At 53.5% G+C, this 22,049-nt stretch carries 20 protein-coding genes and 1 riboswitch; of the genes, 10 read left to right on the forward strand and 10 right to left on the reverse strand.

What is annotated here, in order from left to right; translation table 11 throughout:
• Positions 1–3: 3 nt before the first annotated feature.
• The 6 genes from ALO_RS12740 to ALO_RS12765 all read right to left on the reverse strand — a co-directional run bounded on the left by ALO_RS12740 (position 4) and on the right by ALO_RS12765 (position 6,230).
• Positions 4–687 carry a GntR family transcriptional regulator gene (locus ALO_RS12740; protein WP_004096569.1) on the reverse strand — a complete coding sequence of 228 codons (684 nt, stop codon included), beginning with the start codon at positions 685–687 and terminating at the stop codon, positions 4–6.
• Positions 688–851: 164 nt separating this feature from the next.
• Entirely contained in the window at positions 852–1,502 is a 651-nt protein-coding gene (locus tag ALO_RS12745) for a hypothetical protein (RefSeq protein WP_004096571.1), read from the reverse strand.
• 1 nt (position 1,503) lies between these two features.
• Positions 1,504–2,097 carry a 30S ribosomal protein S4 gene (gene rpsD, locus ALO_RS12750; protein WP_004096573.1) on the reverse strand — a complete coding sequence of 198 codons (594 nt, stop codon included), beginning with the start codon at positions 2,095–2,097 and terminating at the stop codon, positions 1,504–1,506.
• A gap of 245 nt (positions 2,098–2,342) precedes the next feature.
• On the reverse strand, positions 2,343–3,053 hold the full coding sequence (pflA, locus tag ALO_RS12755) for a pyruvate formate-lyase-activating protein (RefSeq protein ID WP_004096575.1): 711 nt from the start codon (positions 3,051–3,053) through the stop codon (positions 2,343–2,345).
• Positions 3,054–3,061: 8 nt separating this feature from the next.
• Positions 3,062–5,299 carry a formate C-acetyltransferase gene (gene pflB, locus ALO_RS12760; protein WP_004096577.1) on the reverse strand — a complete coding sequence of 746 codons (2,238 nt, stop codon included), beginning with the start codon at positions 5,297–5,299 and terminating at the stop codon, positions 3,062–3,064.
• A gap of 346 nt (positions 5,300–5,645) precedes the next feature.
• Positions 5,646–6,230, reverse strand: a complete 585-nt coding sequence (locus tag ALO_RS12765; protein ID WP_202945780.1) for a cyclase family protein — start codon at positions 6,228–6,230, stop codon at positions 5,646–5,648.
• Between the two features lie 158 nt (positions 6,231–6,388).
• On the opposite strand from ALO_RS12765, the gene ALO_RS12770 reads away from it, so the two are divergent.
• The 8 genes from ALO_RS12770 to ALO_RS12805 all read left to right on the forward strand — a co-directional run bounded on the left by ALO_RS12770 (position 6,389) and on the right by ALO_RS12805 (position 13,013).
• Positions 6,389–6,916: a MarR family winged helix-turn-helix transcriptional regulator gene (locus ALO_RS12770; protein WP_004096582.1), complete on the forward strand. Its 528-nt coding sequence runs from the start codon at positions 6,389–6,391 to the stop codon at positions 6,914–6,916.
• A gap of 76 nt (positions 6,917–6,992) precedes the next feature.
• Positions 6,993–7,664: a nitrite/sulfite reductase domain-containing protein gene (locus tag ALO_RS12775; protein ID WP_004096584.1), complete on the forward strand. Its 672-nt coding sequence runs from the start codon at positions 6,993–6,995 to the stop codon at positions 7,662–7,664.
• Between the two features lie 95 nt (positions 7,665–7,759).
• Positions 7,760–8,110 carry a CGGC domain-containing protein gene (locus ALO_RS12780; RefSeq protein ID WP_004096586.1) on the forward strand — a complete coding sequence of 117 codons (351 nt, stop codon included), beginning with the start codon at positions 7,760–7,762 and terminating at the stop codon, positions 8,108–8,110.
• 55 nt (positions 8,111–8,165) lie between these two features.
• Positions 8,166–8,272, forward strand: a riboswitch (TPP riboswitch).
• 69 nt (positions 8,273–8,341) lie between these two features.
• Entirely contained in the window at positions 8,342–8,542 is a 201-nt protein-coding gene (gene thiS, locus ALO_RS12785) for a sulfur carrier protein ThiS (RefSeq protein ID WP_004096587.1), read from the forward strand.
• A gap of 3 nt (positions 8,543–8,545) precedes the next feature.
• Positions 8,546–9,325: a thiazole synthase gene (locus tag ALO_RS12790; RefSeq protein ID WP_004096590.1), complete on the forward strand. Its 780-nt coding sequence runs from the start codon at positions 8,546–8,548 to the stop codon at positions 9,323–9,325.
• A 23-nt stretch (positions 9,326–9,348) separates the two neighbouring features.
• A complete protein-coding gene (gene thiH, locus ALO_RS12795) occupies positions 9,349–10,455 on the forward strand; it encodes a 2-iminoacetate synthase ThiH (protein WP_004096592.1) in 1,107 nt (368 codons plus the stop codon).
• A gap of 67 nt (positions 10,456–10,522) precedes the next feature.
• The gene (thiE, locus tag ALO_RS12800; RefSeq protein ID WP_004096593.1) at positions 10,523–11,170 is read left to right on the forward strand and encodes a thiamine phosphate synthase; all 648 of its coding nucleotides are present in this window, start codon (positions 10,523–10,525) and stop codon (positions 11,168–11,170) included.
• Positions 11,171–11,525: 355 nt separating this feature from the next.
• Positions 11,526–13,013, forward strand: coding sequence for a DASS family sodium-coupled anion symporter (locus ALO_RS12805; protein WP_004096594.1), 1,488 nt, complete (start codon positions 11,526–11,528; stop codon positions 13,011–13,013).
• Between the two features lie 334 nt (positions 13,014–13,347).
• On the opposite strand, the gene ALO_RS12810 is transcribed toward ALO_RS12805, so the two are convergent.
• Both ALO_RS12810 and ALO_RS12815 read right to left on the reverse strand, forming a co-directional pair.
• Positions 13,348–14,076, reverse strand: coding sequence for a LytR/AlgR family response regulator transcription factor (locus tag ALO_RS12810; RefSeq protein WP_004096595.1), 729 nt, complete (start codon positions 14,074–14,076; stop codon positions 13,348–13,350).
• Complete coding sequence (locus ALO_RS12815; protein WP_085944949.1) at positions 14,048–15,760, reverse strand: LytS/YhcK type 5TM receptor domain-containing protein; 1,713 nt, start codon at positions 15,758–15,760, stop codon at positions 14,048–14,050. The genes ALO_RS12810 and ALO_RS12815 overlap by 29 nt, the downstream gene beginning before the upstream one ends.
• Before the next feature lie 510 nt (positions 15,761–16,270).
• Here ALO_RS12815 and ALO_RS12820 point away from each other — a divergent pair.
• Both ALO_RS12820 and ALO_RS12830 read left to right on the forward strand, forming a co-directional pair.
• Complete coding sequence (locus ALO_RS12820) at positions 16,271–16,966, forward strand: DUF421 domain-containing protein (protein WP_004096600.1); 696 nt, start codon at positions 16,271–16,273, stop codon at positions 16,964–16,966.
• 567 nt (positions 16,967–17,533) lie between these two features.
• A complete protein-coding gene (locus ALO_RS12830) occupies positions 17,534–18,349 on the forward strand; it encodes an alpha/beta fold hydrolase (RefSeq protein ID WP_004096603.1) in 816 nt (271 codons plus the stop codon).
• A gap of 53 nt (positions 18,350–18,402) precedes the next feature.
• Here ALO_RS12830 and cydC read toward each other — a convergent pair whose 3' ends face one another.
• A complete protein-coding gene (cydC, locus tag ALO_RS12835; protein ID WP_004096605.1) occupies positions 18,403–20,145 on the reverse strand; it encodes a thiol reductant ABC exporter subunit CydC in 1,743 nt (580 codons plus the stop codon).
• Positions 20,142–21,866 carry a thiol reductant ABC exporter subunit CydD gene (gene cydD, locus ALO_RS12840; RefSeq protein ID WP_004096610.1) on the reverse strand — a complete coding sequence of 575 codons (1,725 nt, stop codon included), beginning with the start codon at positions 21,864–21,866 and terminating at the stop codon, positions 20,142–20,144. The genes cydC and cydD overlap by 4 nt, the downstream gene beginning before the upstream one ends.
• Between the last annotated feature and the right edge of the window lie 183 nt (positions 21,867–22,049).

Consider the following 22,049-nt stretch of genomic DNA (forward strand, 5'->3'; position numbering starts at 1 on the left):
TTCTTATACCTCCCCTTTATTCGCCTGCCGCAGGTAGCCGCTTAAGCTGGCGCAGGCATCGGTCATATGCCGCCGCAGCACTTCTTGCGCTCCTTTGATATCACTTCGGGCGCAGGCTTCCAGTAAGCTCCTGTGCTCGGCCTGCGATTTCGCATGATAATGCAATGTAGACAGATAAAGGCGCATGTAGCGTTCCACATTGTTATGCATGGTTTGAATCAGCGACAGCAGTTTGTCGTTGCCGCCAGGGCGGTATAGCACCTCGTGGAATCGCCAGTTCAGCTCGCTGCAGCGGTCATTTTGCAGTTGGGCGTCCGCTTCCTGCAAAAACCCATCCGCCGCATCCAACTCCGTCTGTTTCAAATTGGGAATGGCCAATTCCAGAGCGCCCAATTCCAAAAACAGACGAATCTCAAATATCTCCTTTGCCTCCGCTGCCGACAATTCACTGACTATCGCCCCGCGATTGGGATAAAATCGAACCAGGCCTTCCGCTTCCAGGCTTTTTAATGCTTCCCGTAAAGCGCTCATGCTGACGTTGAACTGTGAAGCAAGCTCTTCCTGTTTCAGCGGCGTGCCGCCGCCAAGTTCCCCCGACAGAATTTTTTCCCGCAATACTCCGGTGATCAGACTGGGCAACGTACGATAGGAATCTGCCAAGTGGGATTTCAAATTATAATTTTTCATATTTTCAGTATAGTCACTTCAGTCGCTAATGTAAATTCGATTTTCGAATGTATACAGTATACATTCGAAAATCGAATTATCCTTTTACCAAAACGGGAACAGTACTTCCCTCAATCCATGCCAGAACATGAGCAAGAGAGTACTGTTCCCATCGGCGCCAGCGTTCAGATCACGCAGCCGATTTTATGGTTGAGCAGTTTGACGAAGTTTCTGCGTACCAGCGGCTCACGGTAGAAATTATCGCACAGATGAAATAACTGGTCGGCCGTCAGGCCGATGTCCTCCTCCAATACTTCGGGAAATTCACTCTGATCCAGGACATAATGAGCAATGTCCCGGGTATTGGCAAAGAGGCTGATATTCAGAATATAGTCATTCTGACGCCAGAAAGCGTTAAAGCAGCGGCAAAAATCCCGGAGCCGGGCCAGGCACTGCTCCTCATCCAGTTTCCACAAGCCGTTCAGTTCCAGGACTGCCTCCCGCATGACCGGCGCGTAGCGGGATTCCGAGTCCGCAATCATATTCAGGAATTCATCGCTGGAGCAAACCGGAAAGTAAAGTTCCTCCTCATTCTGACGGAGGGTATGGTAAAAAACCAGCGGCAGATGCAGGTACTGCAAAAAGCCCAGCAGCGCCTTGACATCCGGATATCCGGCCCAGTTGTTGTCCAGGGTGTTTCGCCGGTAATCGATGATAACAGTATTGACAAAGAGGGCCCTGCCGGCGCTGCCGGCCGTAATGAAAGAAGTCTGCCAGGGATCCCGCGGCGTGGACAGCAGATGTTCCCAGTAAAAATGTCGGCTATATTTGCACATGCTATTTGGAGTACAGTTCGATAGCCAGAATTTCATTGACTTCGATGGGGATTTCCGATCTTTCCGGCAACCGGAGCAATTTGCCGCTGAAATTGTCCAGATCTCTCTCAAGGTAAGGCAGGTTAAAGGACTGGAGTTCCTGGAAATTGGCGGCGAACAGCACATTGTTCCGGTATTTTTCCCGGAGTGAAATGACGTCGTTGACTTTGACGGCGCAGGAAGGTATATCCACCCGTTTGCCGTTAACCAGGATATGGCCGTGAGTGACCATTTGCCGCGCCTGTCGGATGGAATTAGCGAACCCGAAGCGGTATACTATGTTGTCCAGGCGGCACTCCAGAGACTTTAGCAGAGCGACCCCGGTAATTTCACGGCTCTTTTTGGCTTGCTCGAGATAGCGGACAAACTGCTTTTCCAGGATGCCGTAATAAGCCTTGATCTTCTGTTTTTCCAAAAGCTGCAGACCATATTCCGAGAGTTTCCGCCCCGCCCGGCTGTTCTCTTTCCGGGCCCGGTTCATCGCCTTGGGATGGCCAAAAATATTGACGCCCAGCCTGCGGCATAATTTGAAGCGGGGGCCTCTGCTTGTTGCCATAGTGTTCATCCTTCCTTTACAAACTGATGTGGCAAAATCCATTCTTTATTATCATAGCATTATTGATAATGAAAATCAATATCATTTGTTTTTGCTAAAACCCTGTTAAAAGCCCCGCATCGCCCCCACCCTTACAACCCCGTCAACGCAAAAAGGGGTATCGCATGCGTTTCTATATAAAAACGTTTGCGATACCCTCAAATGAAAAAGAACAGGCAGAAACGACTCTGCCTGTTAATCACCACTCAGCGCCAGGGGGATAAATACGCCTTCACGCGTTCGATATCGGCGGCATCAGCTTCTCTCACGGCTTCCAACACATAAGGAAGGCCGAGCCGCCGCCATTTTTCCTTACCCAGCGCGTGATAAGGCAGGAATTCGACGCCGACCGATGCCGGCAGTTCCTGCAGCAGGCGCCCCAGCGCCTCAATTTCCTCCCTGGTATCGGTCAGGCCGGGAATCACCACAAACCGGATAACCAGCCGCACCGGCTGCGACGCCACATAGGCGAAATTTTTCCTGATCGCCGCGCCGTCGGTCCGGGTCAGCCGCCGATGAGTGGCCGGGTTGACAGCCTTTAAAGAAAACTGGACAATGTCGGTGACCGGCAGCACGGCGTCCCAGTCCTGCTGCGTTCCACAGCCGGAAGTATCCAGCACCGTGGAGAAACCGGCCTGCCGGACGGCGGCGAACAAGGCGGCGACAAAGGCGGCCTGCTGCAGCGGTTCGCCGCCCGATACCGTCAACCCGCCGCCCGAATTCTCATAAAACGGCCGGTAGCGCTCCATATCGGCCAGGACCTCGTCGACGGTGATCTGTTTATCGCCAGTCTGCCAGGTATCCGGGTTATGGCAAAACGTGCAGCCCATGGAGCAGCCTGCTAAAAACAGGACATAGCGAATGCCCGGGCCATCCACCGTGCCAAATGTCTCGACCGAATGGTAATAAGCGCGCATGACAGCCTCTACAGCGTGTTATAAAAGGTGCGATGAACGACTTCCTGCTGGTGCAGGGGCGACAGTTTAACAAAGTTGACCGCATACCCCGACACCCGGATCGTCAGCTGCGGATATTTTTCCGGATGCGCCATGGCGTCTTCAAGAACGCTGCGGTCCAGTACGTTGACGTTGATATGATGCCCGCCCTTGGCGGCATAACCGTCAAGAACGGCGACCATGTTGCGCACCTGCGCCTCTGATGTTTTGCCGAGCGACGCCGGCACGGCGGAGAAGGTGTAGGAAATGCCGTCACGGCAGTCATCGTAGGACAGCTTGGTGACAGACGCCACAGCCGCCAGCGCTCCCTTGCTGTCGCGCCCGTGCATCGGATTGGCGCCGGGGGCATAGGCCTCGCCCTTGCTGCGGCCATCGGGCGTAGCGCCGGTTTTCTTGCCATACATGACATTAGAGGTAATGGTCAGGATCGACAGCGTATGCTCCGCCTGGCGGTAGGCTGGATGCCGGCGGAGGTTATTGCTGAATTCATTGCAGACCTCGGCCGCCAGCGCATCTACCCGGTCGTCATTATTCCCATATAGGGGGAACTCGTTCTTGTTTTCGAAGCCAACGGCAATGCCCCGTTCATCTCTGACGACCTTCACGTTACCGTACTTGATCGCGCTCAGCGAATCGGCCACTACCGACAGCCCGGCAACGCCAAAGGCCATCAGCCGGCCCACATTCGAGTCGTGCAGCGACATTTGCAGGCGTTCATAGGCATATTTGTCATGCATGTAGTGAATAACGTTCATCGTATTCACATATAAGCCGGCCAGCCAGTCCAAAACCACAGAGTATTGGCGGCGCACCGTCTCATAATCCAGATAGTCGCCGTCAAGCACCGGCAGTTCCGGGCCGGCCTGCTCGCCGCTGATTTCATCCCGCCCGCCGTTGATCGCCAGCAGCAGCGCCTTGCCGAGATTGGCGCGGGCGCCGAAGAACTGCATCTGCCTGCCAATCTGCATCGCGGACACGCAGCAGGCAATGCCGTAATCATCGCCGTAAGACGGCCGCATGATGTCATCGCTTTCATACTGAATAGCGCTGGTATCGATCGATACTCTGGCGCAAAAGTCCTTAAAGCCCTGCGGAAGCTGCTGTGACCAGAGCACCGTCAGGTTTGGCTCAGGGGCAGGTCCGAGATTGTATAATGTATGCAGCACGCGGTAAGAAGATTTGGTCACCAGCGTGCGTCCATCCAGCCCCATGCCGCCAATGGCTTCCGTTACCCACAGCGGGTCCCCGGCGAACAGCTCGTTATAGTCCGGCGTCCGCAAATGCCTTGCCAGCCGCAGCTTAATAATAAAGTGGTCCATCAGTTCCTGCGCCTCAGCCTCGCTGAGAACGCCGTTCCTGATGTCGCGTTCAAAATAGATATCGAGGAAGGTGGACACCCGCCCCAGCGACATTGCCGCGCCGTTCTGTTCCTTGATCGCGCCCAGATAGGCGAAATACAGCCATTGTACAGCTTCAGCCGCGGTTTCGGCGGGCCGGCTGATGTCAAAGCCGTACGTGGACGCCATTGTTTCGAGGTCGTGCAGCGCCTGAATCTGCTGCGCGATTTCTTCGCGGCTGCGGATCACCTCTTCTGACATTGGCTGCCCAGCCAGTGCCCGCAGATCGTTCTGTTTCTCCCCGATCAGCCGCTGCGTCCCATACAAAGCCACCCGCCGGTAATCGCCGATAATCCGGCCCCGGCCGTAAGCATCCGGCAAGCCGGTGATAATCCCGAGGCGGCGGACCAGTTTCATCTCGTCGGTGTAGGCCTGAAACACGGCCGTATTATGCGTTGTCGCATGGTGATGATAAATCTCGCTAATATCCGGGTCTAGTTTATAGCCATAGGCTTCACAGGCTTGTTCGGCCATACGGATGCCGCCGTTGACAATGACGCTGCGTTTAAGCGGCGCATCTGTCTGCAGGCCGACGACAGCCTCCAGGTCCCGGGCAATATAGCCGGGCTGGTGCGAAGTAATGGTCGAGACAACCGTCACGTCTACATCCAGCACCCCGCCGTTTTTCTGTTCGGCTTCCAGCAGTTTCAGGCACTCTTCCCATAAACGCTTGGTGCGGAATGTCGCCGCAGCCAGAAAACCGGCACTGCCGGCATAGGGCGTGTAGTTTTTCTGGATGAAATCACGCACGTCTATGCCTGTCTGCCACGTTCCCTGTGTAAACCCCTGCCACGCTTTAACCGTTTGCATATGAAAACCCTCCTTCGGCAAAGCCGTTCTGATATCAGAAACCGCCCGGAAAAGGCAGCTCCAGGCGGTCGGAGGGAAGATATAATCTCCGGAATAATGACCAGCCGAATCTGCACCAGGAATTATTATTTATTACAAGCGGCTCCTGTAATTTTATTGTATGACAGCAGTCATTTTACGTCAATGAAAGCAACGATATAAATAATCGAAATTGATTATCGTTTTCGCTCATACTTGTCTTTTAGACTACGGGCGAACAAGAATAAGCCCGTCCTTTTGGGAGCAGGCTTATTCGTATAACAGGGCAGGACTATTCACCTTTAGGGTTCTAAAACAAAACAGCCGGTTAAATCTCCGCAACGATTCTGCAGGGCAGACCTGTCAAACCCAGATAATTGACGGGGTAAGTGTGTACCATGAAGCTGCGTCCCTTGCTTTCCTGCAACAGGATATCCAGGTTATTCAGGTTTTCAATAACAAAGATTCCATGGTCGGCGCAATACCTATCGGCCTGCGGATGTTCCGCCGGTTTGCGGATGCCGGCGGTATCAATGCCAATCAGGCTTACTTTTTTATTTACCAAATAGGTGATCAATGCCTGGGATAATTCGGGATGGGCCGTAAAATATTCCGGACTGCCGTATTTTTTTTCTTTCAGGCAGCCGGTATGAAACATGACAAAATCGTTTTCGGCAATTTTAGCGGCATCGATGTCCGTTGCCTCGATATCCCGGCCTTTTACATGGCTGACATCAAACACCTTGCCCGTTCTCTCGGTATTTTCCAGATGGAATTCTTTATCCATAATGTCAAAATGGGTTCCAATATGGCCGAATTTCGCCACAGGCGGTATCTGCTTATCCGCGCCAAGATTAGAAAGGGTATTGACGATTTCTTCTGTAACTGCTACTGACAAATCGATTTTCATCATTCATCACTCCTAATCAGATTGTTTCCCGGGAAACAATCTGATTATAGCAAAATATTGTTTCCTTGTAAATCATTTGATCAAGTTTTTTTTTAGCCTGATATCATGTATAATAGTGGTGTTTCCGGCTGAACAGTATTTTATAAAGTTAGGTTGATAGCATGCAGAATAAAGAATGGGAAGTCAAGAAAGTAATACAGAAGATTGAGACGTTGATCTATAACTTTAACAATATGGAAGACCACGAGAAAAGGATACTGCAGGCGATTTTAAGCGATCCGTGCTGGGCGGAACTGCAGCATGTAAGTATATCCTTAGCGGAGTGTCACGTCATAGACTGCATCGAACGCAATGAACAGATCAATGCCACGGCCATTGCCAAAAAATTAAACATAACGAAGGGCGGCATCTCCAAAATAACGGCTAAATTAATAAAAAAGGACCTGATCGAACTCCGGCGCCTGGAAAATAATCAGAAAGAAACCTATTATTCATTGAAGCCGCTAGGCAGAAAAATCTTTCAGGTGCATAAAATCCTGCATGAGAAGGCAGCAGAAAAATTCACGGCTATTTTAAATCAATACAGTAAGGAAGAGCTGCAGCTTGCCGGCCGCCTTCTGAGTGATTTAACAGCAGTATTTCGCTCTACCATAGCCGAACAGGACAGGGAACGGCAAACCGGCATGTGACCCAAATCACATCCATACGTTTTGCTGCTGGTATATAATGAAAAGAAACATCTCGCAGAAGGAGCAGGAGGAGCCCATGAATATACCGTTAGCGAAAATACCGATTCTGAATAAACGGGTCCGGTTTCCTGTGTCGCCGCATATTCCCGGCGGCCTGGCAACCCCGGCGGACCTCTGCAGGATTGCCGCTGTCGCCGAAAAGTACGGCGGCACGCTCAAGATTGCCGGCGGCAATATCGTGATTATCGGGTTAACCCTGGCAGACGGCGAAGCGGCGATGAACGAGCTGGGCATGAGACCGGAGTCGTTCCTCAGCAATACCATCCGGGGCGTGACGATGTGCGCCGGCAAGCCTGACTGCCCCAGAGCCCAGCAGGACAGCACCGCCCTGGGTCTGGCCCTGGATGAAGAATTCTTTGATCAGCAAACTCCCGGCAAGCTGCGCATCGGCGTAAGCGGCTGCCCCAACTGTTGCGCCGAAGTGTTTGTCAAGGATATCGGCCTGTTTGGGACGGCTGCCGGTTTTACTGTGATCCTCGGCGGCAGTTCCGGCAGGCAGGCTCAGGTAGGAAGCATTGCAGCCGGTAATGTACCGGCGGAGGAAACAGCGGCTCTTATCCGCCGCATCGTGGATTATTACCGGAACAACGCCAAAAATAAAGAACGGCTGGGGCAAACCATCAACCGCCTCGGGTTGGATCATCTTGTTTCGCAGGCAATACCGTCGCAATACCGGCTGTCTAAGTAGATCCCATCTTCTATTGGCAAGGGTGGATAAAAGGGGCAGAGTATCCGGCAGGTAGATGTTGATCAGCCAACATTACAGCTCGAAAGGAAATTTTTATGAAAATCGCAATTCTGGTCAGGGAAGAAACCATGCGGCGTTGTACCGGCAAAGGCTGTTTGCAGGCCTTTTTTCAACGTAAAGACGCCTTTGCCGGCTATAAAGGTGACGTCGAACTCATCACCTTTTCCCATGCCGGCGGCGATATGGAGCATAAAATCGAAATGATGCGCAAAAACGGGGTGGACGTAGTACACTTATCCTCCTGCCTGCGCGGAAAAGACCCGAACTACGAGGTATTGGCCAAACGCCTCAGCGAGTATTTTGATGTAATCGGTTATACCCATGGCCCTGCTGAAGGAAAAGAGAGAGAAACGCTGAGCATCAAAAAGCAGCAAACGGCGAATTAGAATTTGGATTTTCTTTACAAATCACCGATCCGGGTCTATAATAAAAGAAATTGAATAATTTTGGTGGGGGTGCCCCGGCAGGGGGCTGAGAGGAGCTTGCGGCTCCAACCCTTTGAACCTGATATGGTTAATGCCATCGTAGGGAAGCCTCTGTAGTGTTTGCATAAAAAGGCTTACCGTCAGGTAAGCCTTTTTCATTAGCGCCAAAAAATCATGATAGGAGGCAAAAAAATGCTCATCAGGGTAAACGGCCGGCAAGAGGAAGCTATCGCCGGGATGACGCTGCTGGAATACCTTCGCAACAAAGGCCTGGACCCGGGCCAGGCAGTAGTAGAGTACAATCAGCAGGTTGTGGAACGGGATCAGTGGGGCAGTATCGGGCTAAAGGAAAATGATCAACTGGAAGTCTTGAGGTTTGTGGGAGGAGGGTAAGCAATGGACAGCAATACCGATCCGCTGGTTATCGGCCAGACAACGCTCTCCAGCCGCCTGTTTGTGGGTACAGGCAAATATTCTTCCGATTCTCTTATTTCTGAGGTGCTGAAGCGGTCAGGCGCCCAGGTCATCACAGTAGCCTTGCGGCGGATGGATTTTCATTCCCAGGTGGGCAATGTGACGGACTATATTCCTTCCGGAGTGCAGCTGCTGCCTAATACCTCGGGGGCCCGCAACGCCGAGGAGGCGGTGCGGATTGCCAGGCTGGCCAAAGCCGCCGGCTGCGGCAACTGGATCAAGATCGAAGTCATATCCGACAATAAATACCTGCTGCCCGACGGCTATGAGACGGTGAAGGCCACCGAGATACTGGCCCGGGAGGGGTTTGTGGCGCTGCCCTATATCAGCCCCGACCTGATGGTGGCCAAACGCCTGGTAGAGGCCGGCGCCGCCGCCGTGATGCCCCTGGGAGCGCCGATTGGAACCAACCGGGGATTAAAGACGCGGGAATTGCTTCGCATCCTCATTGATGAGATTCCTTTGCCGGTGATCGTAGACGCAGGCATCGGCAGGCCCTCCCATGCCTGCGAGGCCATGGAAATGGGGGCAGCGGCCTGTCTGTTGAACACCGCCATCGCCAGCGCCGCTGACCCGGGTTTAATGGCCGAGGCTTTCGGCAAGGCGGTCAGCGCAGGACGGCAGGCCTATTGGGCCGGACTGGGCGGCAGGCAGGAATATGCTCAGGCGTCGTCGCCTTTGACCGGCTTTCTACATGAATGATTTTTTAGTAAAGAAGGGATGGCATGAGTTTTTATGAACAGTATCTAAAATACCGGGATTATGATTCGGCCGGCTGTAACCCGGGCAGCAAAACGATCGAGCGGATTTTGGGCCAGGACCGGCTGCTGCCGACGGATTTTCTGGCGCTTTTGTCCCCGGCGGCCCAACCCTATCTGGAGGCCATGGCTCAAAAAGCCCGGCGCTTGACGGTCCAGCATTTCGGCAAGACTATTCTTTTATATACACCGCTTTATCTGTCGGATTACTGCAGCAACCAGTGCCAGTACTGCGGCTTTAACGTCCGCAACCCCTTGAAGCGCAAGCAGTTGTCCCTGGAGGAAGTGGAGGAGGCCGCCAGGAGGATTGCCGCCACCGGCCTCAAGCACATCCTGATTCTGACCGGCGACGCCAGGGCCATTTCCAGCCCGGACTACATCGCCGACTGCGCCGGAGTGCTGAGAAAATATTTTACCTCTATCGCCATCGAAGTGTATGCCATGACCCAGGAAGAATACGGACAGCTGGTTAACGCAGGCGTGGACGGCTTCACCATCTATCAGGAGACGTACAATGAGGAGTATTATGACCTGATTCATGTGAGCGGTCCGAAAAAAGATTACCGCTTTCGCCTGGACGCGCCGGAACGGGCCTGCCGGGCAGGCATGCGCTCGGTCAATATCGGCGCCTTGCTGGGGCTGGATGACTGGAGACGGGATGGCTTTTTCACCGGCCTTCACGCCCACTACCTGCAGAATCAGTATCCGGCCGTTGAAATCAGCCTGTCTCTGCCCCGCATCAGGCCCCATGCCGGCGAGTTTCAGCCCCGCTGTCCGGTCACCGATAAACAAATGGTGCAGTTCCTGCTGGCCTTGCGGCTGTTCTTGCCCCGGGCGGGCATTACCATATCCACCCGTGAAAATGCCCGTTTTCGCGACAATCTCCTCTCTTTGGGCGTAACTAAAATGTCGGCCGGATCTCATACCGCCGTAGGGGCCCAGATCGATAAGGAGGAAAATGCCGGGCAGTTTGAAATCTCCGACCCACGGAATGTAGCCGAAATGAGCGCCGCCCTTCGCCAAATGGGGTACCAGCCGTTATACCAAGACTGGCAGCCAATAGGGGACCGTTGAAAAAGGCCCAGGGGCGAGGCCGCAGATGAGTTATCGCATGGATTAGTAAAGAGGAGGATGATTGTATATGAATCACGCTTCAACCCGGCGGGGCAAGTGGCCAGCCGCCGATATTTACGGCATTACCGCCGAGGAATACTCTAACGGGCGCAGCAATATTGAGGTAGTCCGGGCGATGATCGATGCCGGTGTAAAAGTAATCCAATACCGGGAAAAAGAGAAAAAAAAGCTTTATAAATATCAGGAATGCATCCGGATTCGGGAGATGACCCAAAAAGCCGGCGTGACCTTTATCATCAATGATGATATTGATCTGGCGCTGCTTGTCAAACCTGACGGAGTGCATATCGGCCAGGAGGATTTGCCCATCGAGGAAGTCCGCCAACTGGTGGGAGAGGAAATGATCATCGGCCTGTCCACCCACTCTCCCCAGCAGGCTCAGGAAGCGGTAAAACGGGGCGCCGATTATATCGGGGTGGGTCCGGTGTTTGCCACCCGGACCAAAAAGGATGTCAGCGCTGCCACAGGACTTGACTATGTAAAATATGTTGCCGAGCATATCCCCCTGCCCTCTGTAGCCATTGGCGGCATAAAGACTGACAATATCGCATCTGTCAGGCAAGCGGGAGCAGACTGTTTCGCCTTGATAACAGATATTGTAGGAGCGGCGGATATCGGGGCCAGGATAAAGGAGCTGAGAGCCAGACTGGTTTAAGACCCCATTGAAAAAACAGATAAATCCATAGAAGCAGGAGACCGATTTCCGGTCTCCTGCTTCTATGTCTGGTCCTTGAATCCCGACGATCAATGAATTTTATTTATAATCATGTCTAATTGGATTTAATGGTATCAGAAACAGCACTGCATTTTATTGTTAAGTGTTTCGGAGCCGTCATCATTTTAGATCATAATATCAGAATTTTCTCTTAACCAAGCCGCCGCTCAGGCCCGATTTTCATCTTTTGGGGCTATAAGTTTGGCATCTGAGTAAAATTGTTTCGCCTTACCCCTGCCGGTTTCATTATAATTCAATTATCAAAAAATTATCATTAAATAAAGGGGTGTAAGTGGTGCAAACAGTATTACAGCAAACGGCTCGAGAGCCTTTGTTCAAACGCTATGGCCTCATCTTCGGCTTCATCGTCCTTCTCGGCATCATCCTGGCGCCGACGCCGGCAGGCCTGCCTATAGCCGGCCAGCGCATGATCGGCATTCTGATTTTTTCGGTTATCGTCTGGATGAGCGATTCTATTTCTTATCCGGTCAGCGCTGCTGTCATCATGAGCTTGATGGCTATTTTGCTGGGAATTTCGCCGGATATCGCCAATCCCAAAGTCCTGATGGGTACCAGCAAGGCCTTGGGAATCGCCCTGGGGGGCTTCAGCAATACCGCCTTCGCCCTGGTGGCCGCCGCCCTGTTCCTGGCCGCAGCCATGAGCCAGACTGGCCTAGACAAGCGCATCGCCTTATTTATTCTGTCCAAAATCGGCGCCAAAACCAACCGGGTCTTAATCGGCGTCATTATCGTGGGTTTTGTCCTCAGCTTCTTCGTGCCCAGCACCACCGCCCGGGTATCCTGCATGGTTCCCATCGTCATGGGCATTATTCTGGCGTTCGGTGTGGACATTAAAAGTCGGTTTGCGGCCGTGATGATGATCGCCACCGCTCAGGCTGACAGTCTCTGGAACGTAGGCATCAAGACCGCCGCCGCTCAAAACATGATTGCCGTGGGCTTTATCAAATCCCAGCTGGGCGTGGACATCACCTGGATTGAATGGTTTGTCGCCGCCGCTCCCTTTTCCGCCATTATGTCGGTCGTATTATACTATGTTTTAATGAAACTCATGCCGCCGGAAAAAGATGAGATCGAAGGCGGCAAAGCCGCAGTGCAGCGTCTCCTGTCCGAAATGGGCCCTATGACCTTCAATGAAAAGAAACTGCTGGGCATTTCTTTGACGCTCCTGTTCCTCTGGGCCACCGAGAAGGTCCTCCATAACTTTGATACTTCCACTACCACCATTGTGGCCATTGCCCTGATGTTTCTGCCCCGGGTGGGTGTCATGGACTGGAAGCAGGCTTCGCCCCGAATCAACTGGGGCACCATTATCCTGTTCGGCGTGGGTATCAGCCTGGGTTCGGCTCTCTTGTCCACCAAAGCCGCCCCCTGGCTGGCTAAAATCATCGTCAGCGCCTTCGGCCTGCAGAGCATGCCCGCGCTGGTCATCCTGGCCGTTCTCGCCGCCTTCCTGATCATCATCCACCTGGGATTTGCCAGTGCCACCGCTTTGGCCTCGGCGATGATTCCGATCGTCATTTCCGTGCTGCAAAGCGTAACCACGCCTGGCATTAATATCATCGGCATGACCATGATTCTGCAGTACGTAGTCAGCTTCGGCTTCATCCTGCCGGTAAATGCACCCCAGAACATGATTGCTTACGGCACGGAAACCTTTGAAGTTAGAGATTTCATTCGCACCGGCATTCCTCTTACCATCATCGCTTTCGTGCTGATCCTGCTGCTAGGGGCAACCTACTGGAAATGGCTGGATCTCGTTTAGGGAAGCGTTGAAAAAGACCCATCTGCGTTGTCAGTCCTGCGGGAGCACGCTGTTCAGAAAGTATCCCTTTTCGGGTTTTATCTCAATAGTTTTTTCGTACTGACCACCCCAAAAATTGCATACTTTTTCCAGATTTCACGATGCTGCGCATCTTTCCAGCATTGTCGCACCCACCCTCCCTAACGTACTGTCTGCGCGTGGCTTTCTCGTCCTTCCTAACATCTGGACCTTTTTGAACGCTTCCAGTTTCGAGGCCGCAGATGAGTTAGCAGTGGAGTCTGTTAAAAGAAAGAGGATCGTTTTACCAAATTATATTAGTGAAACGACCCTCTTTTTATTTCAGCCCCATCATACTTTTTAACTCTTTGATTTTGTTCCGGCTGACCGGCACTTCTTGCGAGCCACTGTCCTTCATCCGCAGGAGGTAGGAACCGTGAAACCAGGGAATTATCTCGCCGACCTGGTCCAGATTCACCAGATACTGGCGGTGCACCCGCAAGAAATTCTGACCGCCCAAAAGCTGCTCCACTTCCTGCATGGCCAGGGAAGTGGCGTATTCGCCTGCCTGGGTACGGACAAAAACATCTTTATCTTTCACATAGACAAATACGATGTCCTGGCGGTTCAATGGAATAATTTTGCCGTTCTGCAACACGCAAATTTTGCTCGGTAGAGGTTTTTCCAGGTTGATGGTGCGTTTCGCAAGGGTGCGGATTTTGCCCAGGGTCCGGGTGAGGCTGGCGGAGGTAACCGGCTTGGTGATGTAGCCTACTGCAGGCGTATTAAAGGCTTCCAGGGCATGTTCAGGAAAGGCGGTAATAAACACGACAAAGGGCGGATGAGGTTGATAGGACAACTTTTGGGCCAGGTCCAGCCCGGTCAGCCCCGGCATGTTAATATCCAGAAAAACCAGATCGCAGGAATTCTCTCGGATAGCTTCCCAGGCCTCCAGTGAGTTGGTATATTTCCCGACAACAGTGATATCGGCTTCGGTTTTTAGCAAAAACTCAATCTCATCGCCAATCGGCGGTTCATCATCCACAATTATCGTCCCAATTTTCATAGCAGCTCACCTCTATCCCTGCGGGAATTCGGATGGTGGCCCAGGTGCCAAAGCCGGGACGGCTGTCCAGGGTCAACCCGTAATCAGCGCCATAAATTCCCTTCAGACGCTTGTATACATTCTGCACGCCGATGCCGTCCACTGTCTCGGAGAATAGCTGATCCAGTTTTTCCTTGGCTATGCCAATACCGTTGTCAAACACGGAAATGCGCACGGTGTCCTCTTCTTTCAGGGCGGTAATGGCCAGATGGCACTCGGACAGTTTGGGAAACAGTCCATGCTGGATGGCATTTTCCACCAAAGGCTGTACGGCCAAAACCGGAATAGCCGTATTTAACACGGTATCATCCACATCCATGCTAATGGTCAGCCGGGAGCCAAAGCGGGATTTGACAATTTCCAAATACGCCTTGATCTCCTCCATTTCCTCGGCGATAGTGACAAAATCGCCGTGTTTGGCAAAACTGTATCGCAGCGTCGTCCCCAGATGGCCCAGAAGTTCCCGCGCCACTTCCGGGTTGGTGCGGCAAAAGGACATAATAATGTTGAGAGTATTAAACAGGAAATGGGGATTGATCTGGGCGCTTAAGGCTTTAAATTCTGCCTTCTCCCGCATTTTTTTCTGTTCATCGATCTCAGCCAGTTCAATTTGCACCGACAGAAGCTGGGCAATTCCCCGGGCAATCTGCACATCCATCTCGCTGATCCCGGATTCTGCCGAGCGGGAAATCTTGACTGTCCCCACCACGGTCCCGTGAGCCACCAGAGGCGCCACCACCCCTGACTGCAGGGGGCAGCCCGGTACCGGACAGCCCCTGTCCTCGGCGGTGCGAATAATCGACAGGCAGGCATTGGCGATGGTTCCTTGGGTCGAGCGAGTGAGGATCGGCTCGCCGGCTTTGTGGTGGTCATTCCCTTTGCCCACAAAGGCCAGTACTTTTTCTGTATCCGTAATCGAAACCGCATCGACTTTAGTCAATTGGTAGATGATCTTGGCCGTTTCCCCGGCGGACGTGAGATTCAGGCCATGCCGCAGATAAGGCAGAGTCCTGCTAGCAATCGCCAGGGCCAGGTCCGCCGCCTTGGCCCCGTGCACCTCCTGCTGGATCTGGATGTCCTTAAGGATAAACATAAACACCACCGTACCCAGCACCGACACAACAGCTGTAGGTATGGCAATGGCGCTTTCCAAGGCCCAGACAGCCTCAAAGGGCCGGGCTAGAAGGAATACCATTCCCTTTTGCATCAATTCCGCCAGAATAGCCGTAGTCCCGGCCGTCTTCCAGGTCATATTAGCCAGCCCTACCCTTTCCCGGACGAGGCCTGCCAACAGACCTCCCAGGACGCTGGCTATGCCGCAGGCCTCGGCTGTGAACCCGCCGATTCCATAGCGATGCAACCCGCTGATGACCCCTACGCTCAAACCCACGGAAGGTCCTCCCAGAATGCCGCTCATGATGGTGCCGATCAGGCGGGTATTGGCCAGCGCACCTTCCACCGGAATCCCGTCATAGGTTCCATAAATGGACAAAACGGAAAAAATCAGCGTCAAAAAAAGCCAATTGCGCCCGGTCAACGGTTGATTGACGCATTTGGCAATCAGGCCGCTGCGGCCGAACAAATAGGCGACCAGAGCCAGGATCGCCATATCTCCCGTTAAATCTGCAACTAAGTCACCCCTCACTCCCGCACCACCTAAACGAAATGACTGTGAAAGATCCGTTCCAACAGTCTGATTAGTTGATAAATTTGCTTAAATGCCCCGCAAATCCTGCAGCCGGCCGACAAATAATCTGCAGCCGCCGATGCCGCCAGCGCCTCCCACGATGAAAGGGAAAAACATGGAACTACATTATTGGTGAGACAAATAGAAAAATGCTGTTGCACAAAACTATTGATCCCGTACGCAACAGCATTTTTCGTAAACAGGCAGATGATTTCCTGTCTATTTGCAAGGTGGCGATCAGCAGATGATCCATTACAGCCACTATTGGTTTATAATACAAGAATACAAAATACTCAGTTTCCTCCTTCTTCTTTTTTACCCGCCGACAACCTCGCGGAATCGAATACGCCACCATCCTTTGCCGTTTATCGGCCCGCCGCCGCATAGCGAGCCTGAAATACAGGACATAATAATTCCAGAACTATAATTTGGCTTGTGATACTTACTGCCGGGAAGGAAGCCATAGCGATGGAAATTGCAGCGGATTTGCTCAAGATACTGGGGCGGGTTTTAACGATTCTGCCGTTGATGCTATTAGTAGCCCTGTTTATGGGGAGGCGGGCAGTCGGAGAATTGCCTGTTTTTGACTTTCTCATCGTTTTAACCTTAGGGTCGGTCGTGGGCGCAGATATCGCCGAGCCGGAAGTAAACCACATCTATATTGCATTTGCTATTATAGCGATCGGAGTCCTGCAGAAACTTTTCTCCGAACTGACGATTAGAAATCAGCAATTTAAAAAGCTAACAACCTTCGAGCCTGTAATTGTGATCAAAGATGGGGTCTTTATTGTAAAAAATATTAAAAAAGTTAAATATTCATTGGAAAATATCCTGGAATTTTTAAGAGAAGAAGGGATCTTTAATATAAACGAAGTGGGCTTGGCGCTTATAGAAGCCAATGGACGATTATCGGTTTACAAAAAACCGGAAACGGCGCCGGTAAGTCCGCAGGATTTAGAAATCGCCAAAACAAGCAGCGGCATTGCTCATCCGGTCATTGTGGAAGGTAAGATAGTACAGCATACGTTAAATGGCCTCGGCTTAACCGAAGACTGGCTCTCTGTTCAGTTAAAAAGCCAAGGAATCAATAACACCACAACGGTTTTCTTTGCCGCCGTGGACGACAACAGACAAGTCCAGATATCGCTCTACGGCAATGGCTGACAGGATTTGAGGGCTGTAAAACAAAGACATCCGCGCGTGTAATCACAACCGCGAAGGCTCCGTCCCGCTTGCCAGGCCGTCTCATAGACCTAGAAGCTTATGCGCTGCAATACGCTCTCCTGCTTTGACCGCAAGCGGCAGACTCTGAGCGACGGCAGCGGGAAGCCTTCAACCACATTTATTTTACCGCAAATACGGCTTTAAAAGTTGCTAACCATAAAAGACTGTAGACTCCATGTTCGTCTACAGCTAATATTCGTTGCATGAAAAAGGAGCGTGCCACCTGCTTTTATAAATGCCTGCGGCACACTCCTCCGTTTTATTTCAGCAAATCTTGTACAAATTGGGCAGCGCGAAGCAGCTTTTCTGGATTTCCCGGTTATGGCAGCGGATGTCCAGTACAGGGATTCCGGCTGGATTCACATTTAGCGGATCATATTGCTTGGAGCCGATGGTAAAGCTGTGCAAGCCGCCGTATAACGGGGCCGGAAATCTGACTTATTTTCCTTTTTGCTTTCCGGTGAATATATTGCCACTAGAGAGACTTTATGAGCAGGAGTGATTCCCATGGGATACTATATCAGCGTACAGCCCAACGTAAATCTTTACGTGGAAGATGTGAATCCACAAGGCTGTAAGACTATTGTATTCATACACGGCTGGCCGGCCAGCCATCGTATGTTTGAGTATCAGTTCAATCAGTTTCCCTGCCGGGGATACCGCTGTGTCGGCATTGACGTCAGAGGATTCGGGAATTCGGATAAGCCCTGGGAAGGGTATGACTATGACCGGCTGGCCGACGATATCCGCTGCGTGATGGAGGCAATGGGTTTAGAAGATGTCACACTAGGAGGGCATTCCACCGGAGGGGCGATTGCCATTCGCTATATGGCACGCCATAAAGGCTACGGAGTATCCAAACTCGCCCTGTTTGCCGCCGCCGCTCCCAGCCTGATTCAGCGGCCCTATTTTCCCTATGGCTTGCCGGCGGAAGCTGTAGAAAACATTATTCAGGAGACCTTGACCGACCGGCCTAAAATGCTGCGGGGATTTTCCGAGATGTTTTTCTTTCAGTATATAACTCAGCCTTTCTCAGACTGGTTTTTTCAAATGGGCCTGCAGGCTGCGGGCTGGGCTACGGCAGCCGTGGCAAATTCCTGGTTGGACGAGGAAAAATTATTCTCTGATTTAGCGGAAATACACGTTCCCACCCTGATTCTCCATGGTCATCATGATCGGGTTTGCCTGTTCCCGCTGGCCATTGCCCAAAACGAGGGGATCAGAAATTCCAGGCTGGTGCCTTTCAAATACAGCGGCCACGGCTTGCTCTATGATCAGCGTGATAAATTCAATCAGGAGTTAATTGAATTTATTGAAGCCTAACAAGAGCATTTTAGCGGTAACTTCGCCATACCTTTCTATTCAAACGCCGCTTATCACTGCAGACGATCCTGTTCCAGCCGCCACAGTCGGCCAAACAGGCCGCCTGTGGCCGTCAGGCTTTGAAAATTTCCCTTCTCGGCCACTCTTCCCCCGTCCAGAACCAGGATCTCATCCATCAATTTGGTCTCAACCAGGCGATGGGTGGCCATTAATACGGTTTTATCGCCGGCCAGAGTCAGAATGGAGTGCATAATCGCAGCCGCCGTAGCGGCATCCAGGCCGTTCGTCGGCTCATCCAGGAGCCAGACCGGCGCCGCCTTCAGATAAGCCCGGGCAATAGCCACTCTCTGCCTCTCGCCGCCTGACAGGGTCCGGCCATTTTGCCCCGGCACGGTGTCCAATCCCCGGGGCAGACGGGCCACCAGGCCGTCAAGAGACGCCAGGCTTACCGCCGCAGCCAGTTCAGCCTCAGAAGCCCGGGGCCGGGCCAGGAGAATATTGTCCCGTAAGCTGGCGGCAAACAGGTAGGTGTCCTGAGTTACCACAGAAAAATGGGAGCACAGCCGGTCAGGGTCCCACTCTGACAGCTCCAGGCCGTCCAGTGTGGCCGATCCTTCCTGATAAGGCCACAGGCCAAGCAATACCGATAAAAGAGTGCTTTTGCCGGCGCCGCTGGACCCAACCACTGCCAGCTTCCGGCCGGGAGGCAGATCCAGGGACACCTGCTCCAGGGCATTTTGTCCCGCCTCCTGGTAGCGGACTGTCAGGTCTTTCACCAAGAGTCGGCTATGCCCTGTCTCCACGGAAGAGGGTTGCCAATGGCCCGATTTCATCCCGGACGCCGGCCGGACATCCTCCCCTGAGCCGAACAGCCGTCCGGCAGCCGCCAGCGTCTCCCGGCTGTGGCCGAAAATGTGAGACAGGGGCTGAGCGGCCTCAAACATGCTCCAGACCGCCAATACCAGCATGGCCAGATGCACTCCCCGGATCTCACCGCCACGGACGCCGGCAGCCGCCAACACCAGGACAGCCGATATCGCTGCCTGAGTCAAAAAGCCGCAGCCAGCGTCCTGAAGGCCGGCCAGCCGGAATCTCTGTTCCTGAGCGGCAGCCAATTCCCCGCCGGCCCGGACCAGCCTCTCCCGCCAGACTGTCTGCCGGCTGCCGGCATGGATCTCGGTCATCCCGGCCAAGGCATCGGTTAAAACTGCACAGAATTGTTCCCGTTTCTCCTGGATCTGTTCCTCATGAGGCTGTTCCAGCCGACGGAGGAGTGCTGGCAGCCCTAAACCGGTCAACAGGAAGAACAGGGTCACAGCCAGGGGAAGCCCCTGGGAAAATTGCCCCAGGAAAAGCCAAATCCCGAGCAGGGCCGCCCCGGCCACAACTGCCGGCAGCAGCACTCTCAGATAGAAATACTGCAGGACCTCCACATCTCCGGTCAACCGCTCCAGCAGCGCACCGTTAACCGCTGACACAGCCTTGGCCGGCGCCTGTTCCAGGCGCTGATAATACTTTACCCGCAGTTTGGCCAGCAGATCAAAGGTGACCCGATGGGCCGACCAGCGCTCCAAATAGCGGCATACCGCCCGGCTCAGGCCGAAAAAGCGCACTGCCGCAACCGCCGCCGACAAGGCGCCTATAGGCGGCTGCAGGGCGGCAAGCGACAAGAGATAAGCTCCGGCAGCCAGGAGTCCGGCATGGCTGAAAACCGTCATCACTGCGGCCACAGCCGCCGGCACCAGCCCTTTCCAGTCTTGTCGCGCCCAGGACATCAGACGCAGCCATTCTCTCATAAGGCGCCTCCGTAGGCAGTCACAAGCCGCTGATAATAGCCGCCCTGAGACAATAAGCCGGCATGGGTGCCTGATTCCACTACCCGCCCCTGTTCTAAGACCACCACCTGGCGGGCCCGGGCAACGGTAGTCAGGCGATGTGCCACCGCCAGCACCGTCCGCCCCTCGGCCAGCTTTGCGAGAGCCTGCATCGCCAATTCTTCGCTCTCCATATCCAGACCGGCGCTCATCTCATCCACAATCAGCAGAGACGTCTGCCGGAGAAAGGCCCGGGCGATGGCGATGCGCTGCCTCTGTCCGCCGGAAAGGCCATGGCCGCCGGCCCCCAACGGGGTGTCGTAGCCCCGGGGCAGCCGGCTGATAAAGCCGTGAGCCCCGGCGGCAGCTGCCGCCTGTTCAATCGACTCCCGGGAGGCCGTCAGACCAAAGGCGATATTTTCTTCCACACTGGCGGCGAAGAGATGGGGAAACTGGGGCACATAGGCGACCTGTTCCCGCCAGGCCGCCAGGTTCAGCTCAGTCAGGCTCACCCCGTTGATCAAAATGTCCCCTTTTTCCGGTGTCATAAACCCTAAGAGAAGTTCGGCCACCGTGGTTTTACCGGCGCCGCTGGCCCCTGTCAGAGCCACCGTTTCCCCGGCTGCCGCCTGAAAGGATACTCCGTTCAGGGCCCTGCGGCCGTCAGGATAGGAATAGAACACATCGCGGAATTCAATGTGTATGCCGCAGCCACAATCGGGCAAAAGCGCCGGCCCCGGCCGCCGCTCCGGCAGAGGTACGGCCAGGAACCGGAAAATAGACTCAGCCGCGCTGACCCCGGCCATCCCGGCATGATACTGAGTTCCCAGCATACGGAAGGGCAGATAAAAATCCGGCGCCAGGATCAGAATAAACAAAGCCGCGGCAAATGTCATATCGCCATATAACAGCCGCAGCCCTACCGTCACGGCAATCAGGGCTGTGCTGACCGTGGATAAAAGCTCCAGCATAAAAGCCGATAAAAAAGCCACCCGCAGCACCGACAGAGTGGTATCCCGGAACTGGCGGCTGAGACGCTCGATCACGGCGACCTGCTCTGAGCTGCGGCCAAAAATCTTTAAAGTGGTCATACCGGCCAGCACATCATAAAAATGAGCCTTAAGCCGGCTGAGGGTCTCCCATTGCGTTTTCTCCAGCTTTTGCGCCCATTTGCCGATCAACACCATAAACGCCGGTATCAAAGGCGCCGTAATCAGGAGGATCAGCCCCCCGGCCCAGTCCAGCCGCCAAACTGCCGCCAGCAGCAAAAGCGGCACGAAAGCCGTGGTCCCCAGTTGGGGCAGATAATGGGCAAAATAGGCTTCCAGCCGCTCCACTCCCTCCAGGGCCAGATTCAGCAGACTGCCGGTTTCCCGGCTGCGGCTGTAAACCGGGCCCAGGCTGATCATATGCCGGATCAGCCTGTCCCGGACCTGCTGTTTCATCGCCAGCGCCAGCCGGTAAGACAGACCCTCGGCCAGCCAAACCGTGACCGCCTTGACCGCAGCCAGTACCAGGAACAGCCAGACCGGACGCCAGATAGCGGCCAAACCGGTATTTTCCAGAAACACCCGGCTAATAGCCGAGGCCAGATACCAGGCCTGAGCCACCGTCATGCCGCCGGCGGCCAGACTCAGCCCCAGGACGGCCAACAGCCGGAGCCTCTCTTTTTTTGCCTCCTGCCATAAATCCCTGCTAAACATTCTCTCACCCCGGAAAATGGTCTTTCCTCTTAAAACAATACCCCGGCGGAAATCCAGCCGGGATATTTATGATGCCCACTGAGACGTTCGCCTCTATCTAGAAGCCTATTGCAAAACTCATCTGCAGCCTCGAATCTGGGACCGTTCAAAAAGCTTCAGATGCTAGGTAAGAGCAACGTCTGC

Source organism: Acetonema longum DSM 6540 (assembly GCF_000219125.1).
GTDB lineage: Bacteria > Bacillota > Negativicutes > Sporomusales > Acetonemataceae > Acetonema > Acetonema longum.

Bases quoted from the DNA above. Each gene is read 5' to 3' on its own strand.
- thiS (WP_004096587.1), top strand. From the start codon at position 8,342: ATGCTCATCAGGGTAAACGGCCGGCAAGAGGAAGCTATCGCCGGGATG.
- cydD (WP_004096610.1), bottom strand. From the start codon at position 21,866: ATGTTTAGCAGGGATTTATGGCAGGAGGCAAAAAAAGAGAGGCTCCGG.
- ALO_RS12790 (WP_004096590.1), top strand. From the start codon at position 8,546: ATGGACAGCAATACCGATCCGCTGGTTATCGGCCAGACAACGCTCTCC.
- thiE (WP_004096593.1), top strand. From the start codon at position 10,523: ATGAATCACGCTTCAACCCGGCGGGGCAAGTGGCCAGCCGCCGATATT.
- pflB (WP_004096577.1), bottom strand. From the start codon at position 5,299: ATGCAAACGGTTAAAGCGTGGCAGGGGTTTACACAGGGAACGTGGCAG.
- ALO_RS12765 (WP_202945780.1), bottom strand. From the start codon at position 6,230: ATGATGAAAATCGATTTGTCAGTAGCAGTTACAGAAGAAATCGTCAAT.
- ALO_RS12830 (WP_004096603.1), top strand. From the start codon at position 17,534: ATGGGATACTATATCAGCGTACAGCCCAACGTAAATCTTTACGTGGAA.
- ALO_RS12810 (WP_004096595.1), bottom strand. From the start codon at position 14,076: ATGAAAATTGGGACGATAATTGTGGATGATGAACCGCCGATTGGCGAT.
- ALO_RS12820 (WP_004096600.1), top strand. From the start codon at position 16,271: ATGGAAATTGCAGCGGATTTGCTCAAGATACTGGGGCGGGTTTTAACG.
- pflA (WP_004096575.1), bottom strand. From the start codon at position 3,053: ATGCGCGCTTATTACCATTCGGTCGAGACATTTGGCACGGTGGATGGC.
- ALO_RS12740 (WP_004096569.1), bottom strand. From the start codon at position 687: ATGAAAAATTATAATTTGAAATCCCACTTGGCAGATTCCTATCGTACG.
- ALO_RS12780 (WP_004096586.1), top strand. From the start codon at position 7,760: ATGAAAATCGCAATTCTGGTCAGGGAAGAAACCATGCGGCGTTGTACC.
- rpsD (WP_004096573.1), bottom strand. From the start codon at position 2,097: ATGGCAACAAGCAGAGGCCCCCGCTTCAAATTATGCCGCAGGCTGGGC.
- ALO_RS12770 (WP_004096582.1), top strand. From the start codon at position 6,389: ATGCAGAATAAAGAATGGGAAGTCAAGAAAGTAATACAGAAGATTGAG.
- thiH (WP_004096592.1), top strand. From the start codon at position 9,349: ATGAGTTTTTATGAACAGTATCTAAAATACCGGGATTATGATTCGGCC.
- cydC (WP_004096605.1), bottom strand. From the start codon at position 20,145: ATGAGAGAATGGCTGCGTCTGATGTCCTGGGCGCGACAAGACTGGAAA.
- ALO_RS12775 (WP_004096584.1), top strand. From the start codon at position 6,993: ATGAATATACCGTTAGCGAAAATACCGATTCTGAATAAACGGGTCCGG.
- ALO_RS12745 (WP_004096571.1), bottom strand. From the start codon at position 1,502: ATGTGCAAATATAGCCGACATTTTTACTGGGAACATCTGCTGTCCACG.